This window comes from Bacillus sp. PK6-025 (assembly GCF_056530265.1).
This window is the reverse complement of record NZ_CP096509.1, coordinates 1,726,270-1,738,444: the sequence shown is the minus strand read 5'-3', so window position 1 is coordinate 1,738,444 and position 12,175 is coordinate 1,726,270. Positions and strand designations below refer to the sequence as shown.

General features: G+C 48.8%; 12 protein-coding genes and 1 riboswitch. Of the genes, 1 reads left to right on the top strand and 11 read right to left on the bottom strand.

Features of this window, described 5'->3' with window-relative positions:
• Positions 1-2: 2 nt before the first annotated feature.
• From remA to M1D67_RS09010, 3 genes are all read right to left on the bottom strand, one after another.
• Positions 3-272 carry an extracellular matrix/biofilm regulator RemA gene (gene remA / locus M1D67_RS09020; RefSeq protein ID WP_003181657.1) on the bottom strand — a complete coding sequence of 90 codons (270 nt, stop codon included), beginning with the start codon at positions 270-272 and terminating at the stop codon, positions 3-5.
• Between the two features lie 75 nt (positions 273-347).
• The gene (locus M1D67_RS09015) at positions 348-1,223 is read right to left on the bottom strand and encodes a YicC/YloC family endoribonuclease (protein WP_020451343.1); all 876 of its coding nucleotides are present in this window, start codon (positions 1,221-1,223) and stop codon (positions 348-350) included.
• 109 nt (positions 1,224-1,332) lie between these two features.
• Positions 1,333-4,005: a calcium-translocating P-type ATPase, SERCA-type gene (locus M1D67_RS09010; protein ID WP_020451342.1), complete on the bottom strand. Its 2,673-nt coding sequence runs from the start codon at positions 4,003-4,005 to the stop codon at positions 1,333-1,335.
• Between the two features lie 146 nt (positions 4,006-4,151).
• On the opposite strand from M1D67_RS09010, the gene M1D67_RS09005 reads away from it, so the two are divergent.
• Positions 4,152-5,864, top strand: a complete 1,713-nt coding sequence (locus M1D67_RS09005) for an Rqc2 family fibronectin-binding protein (RefSeq protein WP_020451341.1) — start codon at positions 4,152-4,154, stop codon at positions 5,862-5,864.
• An 18-nt stretch (positions 5,865-5,882) separates the two neighbouring features.
• Here the strand turns inward: M1D67_RS09005 and M1D67_RS09000 are convergent, their stop codons facing one another.
• From M1D67_RS09000 to M1D67_RS08965, 8 genes are all read right to left on the bottom strand, one after another.
• Positions 5,883-6,377, bottom strand: a complete 495-nt coding sequence (locus M1D67_RS09000; RefSeq protein WP_479831783.1) for a precorrin-2 dehydrogenase/sirohydrochlorin ferrochelatase family protein — start codon at positions 6,375-6,377, stop codon at positions 5,883-5,885.
• A complete protein-coding gene (locus M1D67_RS08995) occupies positions 6,358-7,143 on the bottom strand; it encodes a sirohydrochlorin chelatase (RefSeq protein WP_145654234.1) in 786 nt (261 codons plus the stop codon). The genes M1D67_RS09000 and M1D67_RS08995 overlap by 20 nt, the downstream gene beginning before the upstream one ends.
• A gap of 1 nt (position 7,144) precedes the next feature.
• Positions 7,145-7,918, bottom strand: coding sequence for a uroporphyrinogen-III C-methyltransferase (gene cobA, locus M1D67_RS08990; RefSeq protein ID WP_095290449.1), 774 nt, complete (start codon positions 7,916-7,918; stop codon positions 7,145-7,147).
• A gap of 151 nt (positions 7,919-8,069) precedes the next feature.
• On the bottom strand, positions 8,070-8,663 hold the full coding sequence (gene cysC, locus M1D67_RS08985; protein ID WP_020451337.1) for an adenylyl-sulfate kinase: 594 nt from the start codon (positions 8,661-8,663) through the stop codon (positions 8,070-8,072).
• A 13-nt stretch (positions 8,664-8,676) separates the two neighbouring features.
• Complete coding sequence (gene sat, locus M1D67_RS08980) at positions 8,677-9,813, bottom strand: sulfate adenylyltransferase (RefSeq protein WP_479831782.1); 1,137 nt, start codon at positions 9,811-9,813, stop codon at positions 8,677-8,679.
• 25 nt (positions 9,814-9,838) lie between these two features.
• Entirely contained in the window at positions 9,839-10,903 is a 1,065-nt protein-coding gene (locus M1D67_RS08975; protein ID WP_020451335.1) for an inorganic phosphate transporter, read from the bottom strand.
• Between the two features lie 11 nt (positions 10,904-10,914).
• Entirely contained in the window at positions 10,915-11,616 is a 702-nt protein-coding gene (locus tag M1D67_RS08970) for a phosphoadenylyl-sulfate reductase (protein ID WP_023857233.1), read from the bottom strand.
• An 85-nt stretch (positions 11,617-11,701) separates the two neighbouring features.
• Positions 11,702-11,818 carry a YezD family protein gene (locus M1D67_RS08965; RefSeq protein WP_369878884.1) on the bottom strand — a complete coding sequence of 39 codons (117 nt, stop codon included), beginning with the start codon at positions 11,816-11,818 and terminating at the stop codon, positions 11,702-11,704.
• 102 nt (positions 11,819-11,920) lie between these two features.
• A riboswitch (SAM riboswitch) is annotated at positions 11,921-12,027 on the bottom strand.
• Positions 12,028-12,175 lie beyond the last annotated feature (148 nt).

Sequence of the window (12,175 nt, the reverse complement as noted above, 5' to 3'; positions counted from 1 at the left end):
TCTTATCCCTGCCCTTCATCCATAATTTCTTCTTTAACGGAAAGCCTTTGTGCTACTGTCTCAGGCTGGACGGCAGATAAGATGATATGGTCACTGTCCATAATGACAACCGCACGGGTTCTTCTTCCATATGTAGCATCTATAAGCATGCCGCGGTCTCTGGCATCCTGGATCATCCGCTTAATAGGCGCGGACTCCGGACTCACAATCGAGATCAGCCGATTCGCGGATATGATATTACCAAAGCCGATATTGATCAGTTTAATCGTCATCCTATACGTTCCCCCTGTACTTGGACGTCTCTAGTTTAACCTGCAGAGAACATCCGTAAACAATACGCACAATCGCTATTCTATATTTTGCACTTGTTCTTTTATTTTTTCAATAGAGCTTTTCATTTCGACCACATGTTTTGTGATCTGGTGATCATTCGCTTTTGAACCGATCGTGTTCGCTTCACGGTTCAGCTCCTGGACGAGGAAGTCGAGCTTTCTCCCCGCGGCCCCACCCGCTTCGCAAATATCGCGGAACTGGCGGAAATGGCTTTTCAGCCTCGTCACTTCTTCCGTGATATCCGATCGGTCTGCAAACAGTGCGACTTCCGTCAGCAGACGGCTTTCATCGAGACCGTCTGTTGACCATTCTTCAAGGCGCGCCTCAAGGCGTTCCCGATAGTGGCCGACGACCTTGGGAGCAAGCTCTGCAATGTCGTCTGTCAGCTTTTCAAGCCTTTCAATATGCTGAAGGCAGTCATCCTTCAGCCTCAGCCCTTCTGCTTCGCGCATGCTGCATAATTCAAGAACGGCAGCCTCGACCGCTTCAAGAAGGACTTCTTCAAGCTTGTCGTTTTGGATCGTCTCTTCTTCAACTTGGATGACATGGTCAAACTGAAAGGCGTCTTGAAGCGTGATCTCTCCTGAAAGCCGGCAGCGCTCTTTCATTTCGCGCGCGGCTTTCTGGTACTCTTCAAGCAGCGGCCAGTCAACCTGGATTTTCCGGGTGACCAGAGCCTCGTCGTCAACGGACACGAACAGCTCCAGCCGCCCCCTTTGTATATGTTTAAAAATCGTTTGCTTTATTTTGTCTTCTAAATAGAGCAAAGGTCTTGGCATGCGTGCGTTTACTTCTTTAAACCGATAGTTGACAGATTTCAGCTCAACAGCTGCTGTCAGCCCATCCTTCGTTTTGCTCGCGCTGCCGAAACCGGTCATACTCCGTATCATAAAACACACCCAATTCCGTATAAGTGAAAAAGACTTCTTTGATTTAAATTTACGCAAGATGAAAAGGCAATAGAAACCTCTATTACCTTTAAGATTATATCATACAAGCCTATTTTTTTCTTGTCAAAAGTGACCCGGCCAATAAAAAAGTTGGAATCGCCGACATTCCGACAATCAGGAGCCAGTCTGCCATTAAAATCGGAACCGTATGGAAAATCGGCTGCAGCGGCGGATAATAAATAACGACAAGCATTAAAAGAATCGAAGACAATACTGCGCCGAGCAAATAAATGTTTTCAAACGGATTGCGGTCAAAGATAGACCGCTCGCTCCGGCAGTCGAACACATGGATCAGCTGTGCAAGGACGAGCGTTGCAAAAGCGACCGTCTGAGCATACTCAAGCGCTTCCGGGTTGCGATTGTAAATGAACATAAACGCCCCGAGTGTGGCAATTCCGATTAAAAAGCCGCGCGATACGACCTTCCAGCCGAGCCCCCTTGCAAACACGCCTTCTTTCGGACTTCGCGGCTTCCTCTGCATCACATCGTCTTCAGGCTGATCCATGCCGAGCGCCATGGCAGGCAGGCCGTCCGTCACAAGGTTGACCCATAGAATCTGTATCGGAACAAGCGGCAGCGGCAGAGCGAGCAGCATCGCAAACAGCATGACCAAAATTTCGCCGACATTGGATGCGAGCAAATATCTGATGAACTTTCTAATATTTTCATAGATATTGCGTCCTTCCTTGATGGCCGATTTAATCGTCGCAAAATTATCATCGACAAGAATGAGCGATGATGCCTCCTTGGCAACATCCGTTCCCGTAATCCCCATCGAAATGCCGATATCCGCCTGTTTAATCGCAGGGGCATCATTGACTCCGTCTCCAGTCATGGCGACGATGTGGCCGTTTTCCTGGTAGGCGGTCACGATCTTCAGCTTATGTTCGGGCGACACCCTTGCAAACACGTAAACATCGTCAACAATTTCCGCCAATTCTTCCTGCGAGAGTTCGTTCAGCATCTGGCCGTCCACGACCTTTCCGCGCGGCGGCAATAACCCGAGATCTTTTGCGATGGCTGTTGCCGTTATTACATGATCGCCGGTGATCATCACTGTTTTGATCCCCGCTTCCCGGCACTCTTTAATCGCTGTTTTCACTTCGGGCCGCGGCGGATCGATCATCCCTAACAGCCCGATGAAAGTTAAGCCTGACTCCGCTTTTTCGAGCGAGAGATTTTCTGTTTCTTTGATCGGTTTATACGCGACAGCAATCGTCCTCAGCGCTTGGGACGCAAGCGTTTCCAGCGCCGCGCTTGTTTCGGCGAGTCTTGCCTTTGTGAAGATTTCGCGCTTTTCGTCCGTCAGCGTATGCGACGAACGCTTCATCAATACATCAGGCGCGCCCTTTGTGATGACAAAGCGCTTGCCGCTCTTATCTTCCGCAATGACAGACATCATTTTCCGCGTCGAATCAAACGGAAACTCCTCGATGATTTTAAAATGTTCGTCAACATATCTGTCCGTAAAACCCGCTTTTCGTGCTGCCGTCAGCAAAGCGCCTTCGGTGGGATCGCCGTCAAGACGAAACTCCCCGTCTTTTTCGATAATCGAAGATGAATTGCATAATGCGCCGAACAGAAGGACCTGTTGGAGCGGTTTATGATGCCTGGCTTGCACGTCGCGCCCGTTCATGGTGAAGGAGCCTTCGGGTTCGTAGCCGATCCCTGACACGTTCCACGTTTTCCCGCCTGACCAGACATGGGTGACCGTCATTTTGTTCTGCGTCATCGTCCCGGTTTTATCGGAGCAAATTATGGACGCGCAGCCGAGCGTCTCAACCGCGGGGAGCTTTCTGACGATCGACTTTTGCCTGATCATCCGCTGTACGCCGAGAGACAGAGCGACCGTGACAATGGCCGGCAGCCCTTCAGGTATGGCAGCGACGGCAAGGGAAACGCCCGCTAAAAACATGCTGTATAGGTCATGCCCCTGGATGACTCCGGCAGCAACGACAAGCAGCGTCAGGAACAAAGCGGCGACAATCAAAATTTTGCCGAGCTCTTCAAGCCTTCTTTGCAGCGGGGTCGCCGTATTCCCGGCAGATTCGAGCATATCGGCGATTTTTCCCATCGCAGAGTTCATTCCCGTGCCGATAACGACGCCGGTGCCGCTCCCCCTTGTGACCAACGTTCCCATGAAAGCCATATTCTTCAGATCGCCCAGCGATACGTCGGACGCCTGAAAAGCTTCTGCCTGTTTAGACACGGGAAGCGATTCACCCGTAAGAGCCGATTCTTCTATTTCAAGGCTCTTTGTCTCGACAAGCCTGAGATCGGCGCCGATTCTGTCTCCGCTTGCAAAACGGACAACATCTCCCGGAACGAGCTCTTTGGAAGGGATCTTTACCCATTCCCCCTCCCGGAGCACAGCCACTTGAGGAGCCGACAGTTCCTTCAAAGCCTCGAGCGATCTTTCCGCCCGTCTCTCCTGAAAGAAGCCGAGAATGCCGTTTACAAAGATGATCGCAATGATCGCGATGGCGTCAATATACTCCCCGAGGAAACCAGAGATCAACGTGGCCGCAAGCAAAACAAGAACCATGAAGTCCTTGAATTGAGAAAAAAACAGTGCGATCGCCGATGTTTTTTCCCCTTCCTGAAGTTCGTTTGTTCCGTGTCTTTCCAGCCGCTTTTCGGCCTCTTTTTCTGTTAAACCTTTGCCGATGGACGTTTTTGTTATGTTTAACAATTCGGTTTGTCCCATCTCGTGCCATTTCATTGAATCGTCCACTCCTCCTGCCCTAAAGGTTGCTCTTGGTATATCCATCTCTATAAGTCAATTTATTCAGACTCGTCCCAAATCATGCTATAATTATTGAATAGACGCTTTACGAAGAGGATTAACGAGAAAAGGGAGTTTTTCATATGTCTTTTGACGGCATTTTTACATACGGAATGATCGAAGAATTAAATGAAACGATTCGAGGCGGACGAATTGCAAAAATCCACCAGCCGTTTAAGCACGAGCTGGTGTTTCATATCAGAGCGAACGGGCAGAACCGCAAATTGCTGCTCTCCGCCCACCCGAGTTATGCGCGGGTTCACCTGACAAACGAAACCTATGACAACCCGAGCACCCCTCCGATGTTCTGCATGCTCCTCCGGAAGCATCTGGAAGGCGGCTTTATCGACCGAGTCGAGCAAGTCGGCATGGACAGAATGATGGTCTTTCATATCAGGAGCCGGAACGAAATCGGCGACACGCTGACAAGAAAGCTGATGGTTGAAATCATGGGAAGGCACAGCAACATCGTGTTAACCGACGGAGAAAAAGATGTCATCATCGACAGTTTGAAGCACCTGTCACCTTCGGTGAACAGCTACCGCACCGTGCTTCCGGGATACGATTACATTCTCCCTCCCGCCCAGAACAAATTGTCACCGCTGGAAGCGGAAACTGAAGATATTCTCCGCCATTTGAATTTCCAGGAAGGCAAACTGGACAGGCAGATCGTCGATACCTTTTCCGGCGTCTCGCCTCTGTTTGCGAAAGAAGCCGTCTTTCGCGCGGGCCTTGCCAACAGGGCGACACTGCCAAACGTCTTGACAGAGATGTTCAGCGAAATCAAAAACCGGCGTTTTCAGCCCCAGCTTATCACGACAGAAGATGGAAAAGAATATTTTTACCTTCTTGAGCTGACCCATATAAAAGGCGATAACAAACCCTTTCATACGCTGAGCGAACTTCTTGACCGCTACTATTTCGGAAAAGCGGAGCGAGACCGCGTCAAACAGCAGGCTCATGATTTAGAGCGTTTCGCGGCAAACGAAAAGAAAAAGAACGAAAACAAAATCAAAAAGCTGAAAAAAACGCTTGAGCAGTCCGAACACGCGAAGGATTTTCAGCTGTACGGAGAGCTGTTGACAGCGAACCTGTACCAGCTGAAAAAAGGAGACAAAGCGGCGAGAGTCATCAACTACTATGATGAAAACGGCGGAGAAATCACGATACCGCTCAATCCGAATAAAACGCCTTCCGAAAACGCGCAAAGCTATTTTACAAAATATCAAAAAGCGAAAAATTCGGTGGAAGTCGTGAAGGAGCAGATCAGATTAGCAGAAGAGGAAATCGCTTATTTCGACCAGCTGATTCAGCAGCTTTCGTCTGCCTCTCCGAAAGATATAACCGAAATCCGCGAAGAGCTCGCCGAAGGAAAGTATTTGCGGGCCAAACAGCAAGGAGGCCAGAAAAAACAGAAGAAACAGGCGCCGACGCTCGAAACATACGAATCCAGCGCAGGAGAAACGATTCTCGTCGGCAAAAACAACAAGCAGAACGAATATTTGACGATGAAACTTGCCGCCCGCGACCACATCTGGCTTCACACGAAAGATATTCCGGGGTCGCACGTCGTCATCCAATCGAGCGATCCGGACGAGCAAACCATCCTTGAAGCAGCGCAGATCGCTGCCTATTACAGCAAAGCGAAAAACTCGGCTTCGGTTCCTGTCGACTATACAAAAATACGCCATGTCAAAAAGCCGAATGGCGCAAAGCCCGGTTTTGTCACCTACGACAGCCAGCAAACCGTTTTTGTAACACCTGACGAAGACCTGATCATCAAGCTGAAAAAATAATGCTAAAAGGCCTGAACCTCACTGGTTCAGGCCTCTTCTTTTACGGAGAAGCTCGTCGATCTCTTGGACAAGCCCATCATCGATCAAATCATCAATCTGTCCGGCCAGTTTGATCGTGTGACGCGGGCTGGCTCCGTTTGTCGAGACGGATATGGTGATGTTTCCTCTGTTGATTATTTTCGGAACATATACATTTCCAAGCTCCGCTTCACTCGCAACATTGACAAGCTGTTCAGGAGCAGCTGATGCGGCGATCCGCTTGTTCACCTCGTGATCATCGGTCGCGAGAATGATCAGAAATGCATCCTTGAAATCGCCGGGTTCCGCTTTTTTCTTCTTCCATTCGATGCCGTGCTCTTTGATCAATCCGAGCATCTCTTCTGATGCTTCGGGGCTGATGACGGTTGCAGACGCACCTTCTGCCAGCACCGTTTTCAGACGCCGCGCCGCGATCTCCCCCCCGCCTGCAATGACTGCGGATTTGCCTTTGATGTTAATGTGAAGCGGCAGCATCTGATGCTCCTGTAAAATCAAAGCGGCCGGCTTTGTTGATAACCGCTTCCTCAACGCGGTGCAAAAAGGCGTTTTTCACATGAGGGTGGAAGCCGAGGTAATCCGTCAGCACGACGTCCGGATTGGTTTCTTTCAGCTTGGCGGTTTCCCTTTCAATCTCGTTCATCAGCATACCGGTAAACAGCAAATACGGTACGATAAATGTCGTTTTTCCGTCCCGTTCTTTAAGCTGTTTAAACACATCCAGATAGTGCGGTTCACAGGCTGTCATAAAGCAGGGAATGACCTCGTCAACGGGCGCGAGGTCTCTCAGCCGCTCGCAAATGTCATTGACATCCCGTTTGACATCCGGATCAGAGCTCCCCCTTCCGATCACCACGACTCTTGCATGTTCATATGGCGTCCCCGTTTCTTCGATCCTTGTAAAAACCGCTTTGACGACTTCCTGATCGACGCCGATCGGCTTTCCGTAAGCGACGCTGACGGAAGGATACTGCGAAGAAGCGCGGGCAAGCTCCTCAGGGATGTCCCTTTTGGCATGCGCGGCTGTCAAGAGGAGAAGCGGCACAGCCGCGATATGCGTCGCGCCCTTTTCCACACACGCTTTAAAACCGGTTTCGATATCCGGTGCCACCAGTTCCAAAAAAGAAATTTCCTGAATGGGGGCGGACATGGTTTCTTTGCAGCTCTCCAAAAAAGCGGCTGCCTCTGTTTGAGCTCTTTTCAGACGGCTCCCGTGGCCGATATATAAAATCGCTTGTTTCATATTAAAGCGCCTCGCTTAATGCCGGATCTTTCAGCTCGGGTTCAAACCAGCTTAACTGTGAGCTGAATTGAACGACATCCCCGATGACAATCAGGCTCGGGTTTTCAATTTTTTCGCTTTCGACTGTACCTGCAAGCGTTTCAACCGTGCAAAGCACCGTTTTTTGTTTGTCCGTCGTTCCCCAATGAATGAAAGCGGCAGGGGTAGACGGATCTCTGCCGTTTTCGATCAGAAGCCTTTCAATTTGCTTCACGTTTTTAATCCCCATATAAATGACAAGCGTATCGATCCCTGTGGCTAGCGCTTTCCACTTCTCTTCAAAATGTTCATCTTTTTGATAATGTCCTGTCACGAAAGCGACGTTTGAACTCGCTTCCCGGTGTGTCACTGGAATGCCCGCATAAGCAGCGGCGGCAATCCCCGAGGTGATTCCCGGCACGATTTCATAAGCAACTCCGTGTTCAGCGAGGGTTTGCGCTTCCTCGCCGCCTCTGCCGAATACGAAAGGATCGCCGCCTTTCAGCCTGACAACGGTTTTCCCTTTTTTCGCATACTTGACGAGAAAATGATTGATCGTTTCCTGCTTCATCATATGGTAGTCCGGAAGCTTTCCGCAGTAGATGAGATCCGCTCCCTCCTTGGCGTGCTGTAAAATCTGTTTATTCACAAGCCTGTCATACAAAATGACATCGGCTGTCTGGATGGCTTTTAAAGCTTTGATCGTCAGTAAATCGGGGTCTCCAGGACCTGCCCCAACGATATATACTTTCCCCATCTTAGATCTCCCCCCGATCTGATCAACGTCTTCTTCAATCATTATAAATCATAAAGAAAGCGTTTGGTGCCTGAAAATATCACAAAAACCAAACGTTTTCTTTATGAAATAGGAAAGTGCATGTGCAGCACTTTCCTATTTCACCCGCGTTTTATTTCGTTTGATCTTTCACGTATTGGACGAGCTGATTTTTGCACTCTTCCCGGTTATGTGCGCCTGTATCAAGGACTAGCTCAGGCGTTTCAGGCTCTTCATAAGGCGAATCGATCCCCGTGAAAAATGGAATTTCTCCGTTTCTCGCTTTTTTATACAAGCCTTTCGGGTCGCGCTCCTCGCACGTCGCCAAATCGCATTTCACATAGACTTCATGAAACTCATCTTCCTCGACGAGCTGTCTGACAAGCCCGCGGTCTTCTTTAAAAGGGGAAATGAACGCCGTAATGACGATCGTCCCCTGTTCGACAAAGAGCTTCGCGACCTCGCCGATCCGGCGGATGTTTTCCTTCCGGTCTTCATCGGAAAACCCGAGGTCCTTGTTCAGTCCGTGCCTGACGTTGTCGCCGTCGAGCACCGTGACCTGGTAGCCTTGTTCAAACAACTCACGCGCTGCGGCATTGGCAATTGTTGATTTTCCTGAACCGCTCAAGCCCGTCAGCCAAACGATCGAGCTTTTATGTTTATTTTTCTCATGATATTCCCGTTTTGTAATGGACGCTTCATGCCAGACAATATCTTTATTTACCAAGAGATGCTCCCCCTTAAGAAACCCCGGCCGTTAAGCCTTTGATTAATGTTTGAATGACTTCTGGACGGCTGAATGTGCTCGGCGGGAACTCGCCGTTTCTCAGCATGCCCCTCACCTTTGTACCGGACAAAATGACATGATGTTCTTTGCTGTGAGGGCACGTTTTCGCCGTAGCCATTGAACCGCAGACATTGCAGTAGAAGCTGTGTTCGAATTTCAGCGGCGTAATGCCGATCTCTTCCGGCGCGAACTGATCGAACAGTTCCTGCGCTTCATATGTGCCGTAGTAATCGCCGACTCCGGCATGGTCTCTTCCGACGATAAAATGCGTACATCCGTAGTTCTTTCTGACAAGCGCATGGAAGATTGCTTCCTTCGGCCCCGCATAGCGCATCGCCGCCGGAAAAACGCCGAGAAAGACGCGGTCTTTCGGATAGTAGCCGTCAAGCAGCACCTGATAGCTTTCCATGCGGACATCAGCCGGAATATCGTCTGATTTTGTTTCCCCGACGAGCGGATTGAGGAAAAGACCGTCTACCGTCTCGAGCGCCGTTTTTTGAATGTATTCGTGCGCTCTGTGAACCGGATTTCTCGTCTGGAATCCGACGATCGTTTTCCAGCCGAGTTCTGCGAATTTTTTTCTTGTTTCCAGAGGTTCGAATGTGTGGGCCGGGAATTGCTTTACGCTCCGTTTAATGAGAGTGATCGGCCCGCCCACATAAACACTGCCGCGGTCAAACAATTTTTTGACGCCCGGATGCTCGAGTTCGTCGGTTTTATAGATATTGACGGCTTCCATTTTCTTGTCCGGCGTATAGATGTCTTCGATCTCGATGACGCCGTATGTTTCCCCATTATAGGTGAGGCGGACGGTGTCCCCCGCTTTTAAGCTTGAAGCTTTTTGCTCGTCAACAGGCAGAGCGATCGGAAGCGTCCATACTTCGCCGCTTGACAGTCTCATATTTTCGACAACGGACAGATAGTCTTTCTCTGTCATAAAGCCTTGGATCGGGCTGTACGCACCGATTCCGATCAGCTCCAAATCTGAAAAAGCCATTAAATCCAGTTCTATTTCCTGTGCGATATGTTGAAAATCGTATGCTTCATTGACGCGGTTAACCAATACACCGCCGTGTGGTGCTAAACTCATAAACTTGTTTCCCCCTACTTTGTGTTTAAATTCCTCCGCCTTGTTCATGGACGGAGCTGTGCTCTTTTTTGACTGCTCTCATCAGGCTGATCGTCCCGACAGATGCCAGAAGGACGCTTGTGACGACGATGAGAGCATAATAGTCTCCTTTTAATAAAAGGCTGACCAGCATATAAGACAAGCTTAATGAAAGGAACGGCGAGACGACCCATACTTTCAGCATCGTTTTGACCACTTGTTTATGAAAGACATTGCCGCCGTTTTTTGCCATTCCCATCCCTATAATAGAAGATGATGTGACTTGCGCAAGCGGAACCGGCAAACCGAAAATCGAACTGATGATGACAAGCCCGGCTCCTGTTCCGGAAAGGATGATCCCCTCTCCTTTTGAAAATTTCGTTATTTTTTTGCCGTTTGTTTCAAGAACGCGCCTGCCCAGTAAAAGGGCGCCCAGCGCGACAAACAGTCCGCCGTAGAGCGTTCCTTCCCCGACTGTCAAAACATGCGCCGCCACCAGAGGTCCGACAGCATTTGCGACATTGTTCATGCCTGCTGAGAAGGCTTCAAAAAACCCGGTGATCAACAGAATGACCGCCAAAACCTTTGCTTTCTTTCCCGAGGCTGGACGTTTGATCGTTTTTTTCATGATGTTTGCCATCGCAAATGTAAAAGTAAAAGCGACGATTGGTACAACGACCCAAAATGAGACGATGACAAGCAAAGATTTCACATATAAAACCTGGTAAGCGACACCTACTCCGACAACAGATCCGACCGTCACTTCACTTGTCGAAAGCGGGATGCCGAGTACATTTGCGATAAAGAGCGACAGTGCCGCCGAGCCGATAATAATGCAGACGATTTCAAGCGAAATCACCCGTTCGGGAATGATGCCTGAGCTGATCGTTTTCACGACGTTTCCTCCGCCGATGACGGCGCCCGAGAGAACGCCTGCTGCACAGATTATTAGTGCGTGAAACTTCTTTTTGACGGCTTCAGATCCATAGGCGATTCCCATTGAAGCAGCTGCACCGCTCGCTCCGATATTCATCGCAAAAAACATGCTAAATAAAATGGCGGCAAGTTCCATGACTCATCTCCTTACTCGTGTAATCCGCATTCTGTTTTAGCCGATCCGTTCCAGCGGCCTGATCGAAGATCATCCATTGTAAAGGCCGGAGAGGTGCACGGAGCGCAGCCGATGCTCGGGTAGCCTTGATCATGAAGCGGATTATACGGGAGATCGTGCTTTGTCACATATCTCCAAATATCCTTCCACGTCCAATGAATGAGCGGACAAACTTTGATAGACTTGAATTTTTCATCTTTGTTCAAAAAATTCGTTTTGCTCCGCCCGGGCGATTGCTCGCGGCGCAGGCCCGACAGCCACGCCGGGTAGCCTGAAAGCGTCTCGCGGAGAGGAATGACCTTCCTCATTTCACAGCAGGAATTCGGAGCGGTCTTCCATAGTTCGTCCCCATATTCTTTCGCCTGCTCTTCGACGGTAAGCTCCGGTGTTTTCATGATAATCTGAAGGCCTGGATATCGTTCTTTGACAGCGTCGATCGTTTCATACGTTTCTTTAAAATGAAATCCCGTATCAAGGAAAACGATGACCGCATCTTTTTTCACCTTATAAATCAAATCGATCAGGACGATTCCCTCAATTCCGAAGCTGCACGCATATACAAGCTGATTTCCGTAATGTCCGTACGCCCATTTCAAGACAGACAGCGCTCCTTTATAAGAGTCATCTTCCTGAAAAGAGATATTTGGTTCTTCCCATGTGCTGTAAGTAAAAATTTTCGGTTCCCCCTTTTTTCGCCAACAAAAAAACGGCTTCCAGCAGAAAAAAACTGTGAAAACCGCCTCTAGTTTGTCTAGTCAGCTATTTCAATCTTATTTTTTCATTTTTTTCGATTTGAATGACTTTGCCGTCCTGAACAACGAATGTGATCGATCCGTAATTCATGTCTTTCAGCATGTCTTTCATTTTGATGATCACCTTTTCAAGCTGTTCATCTGTCTTCACTTCTAGCTCCTCCTCTGCCCCTAAAAATTAAAATCTTTCTTCCAAATTTGAAAGAAAGACGAGGAACTCCGCTATTCCTTATCTCTCAAAATGAGGGCATTTTGCTGGAAGTAGCACCTTACGCTTCACACGCAGGTTGCCGGGTTTCATCGGACCAGTCCCTCCACCGCTCTTGATAAGTTTGCTTTTGTTATTTTAAAATTTTAGCACAATTCGAACAAAAGTCAACCCGACTTTTTTTATAGGATTAATAAAAAATAAAAATAATCCGATTTTACTATTTTTAAATCTGTAAAAAGACGCAAAAAAAGCCGTTCTCCCATTAGGAGA

Excerpts from the sequence above, each read along its gene's own strand:
- remA (WP_003181657.1), bottom strand. The coding sequence starts at position 272 with ATGACGATTAAACTGATCAATATCGGCTTTGGTAATATCATATCCGCG.
- M1D67_RS09015 (WP_020451343.1), bottom strand. The coding sequence starts at position 1,223 with ATGATACGGAGTATGACCGGTTTCGGCAGCGCGAGCAAAACGAAGGAT.
- M1D67_RS09010 (WP_020451342.1), bottom strand. The coding sequence starts at position 4,005 with ATGAAATGGCACGAGATGGGACAAACCGAATTGTTAAACATAACAAAA.
- M1D67_RS09005 (WP_020451341.1), top strand. The coding sequence starts at position 4,152 with ATGTCTTTTGACGGCATTTTTACATACGGAATGATCGAAGAATTAAAT.
- M1D67_RS09000 (WP_479831783.1), bottom strand. The coding sequence starts at position 6,377 with ATGCTGCCGCTTCACATTAACATCAAAGGCAAATCCGCAGTCATTGCA.
- M1D67_RS08995 (WP_145654234.1), bottom strand. The coding sequence starts at position 7,143 with ATGAAACAAGCGATTTTATATATCGGCCACGGGAGCCGTCTGAAAAGA.
- cobA (WP_095290449.1), bottom strand. The coding sequence starts at position 7,918 with ATGGGGAAAGTATATATCGTTGGGGCAGGTCCTGGAGACCCCGATTTA.
- sat (WP_479831782.1), bottom strand. The coding sequence starts at position 9,813 with ATGAGTTTAGCACCACACGGCGGTGTATTGGTTAACCGCGTCAATGAA.
- M1D67_RS08975 (WP_020451335.1), bottom strand. The coding sequence starts at position 10,903 with ATGGAACTTGCCGCCATTTTATTTAGCATGTTTTTTGCGATGAATATC.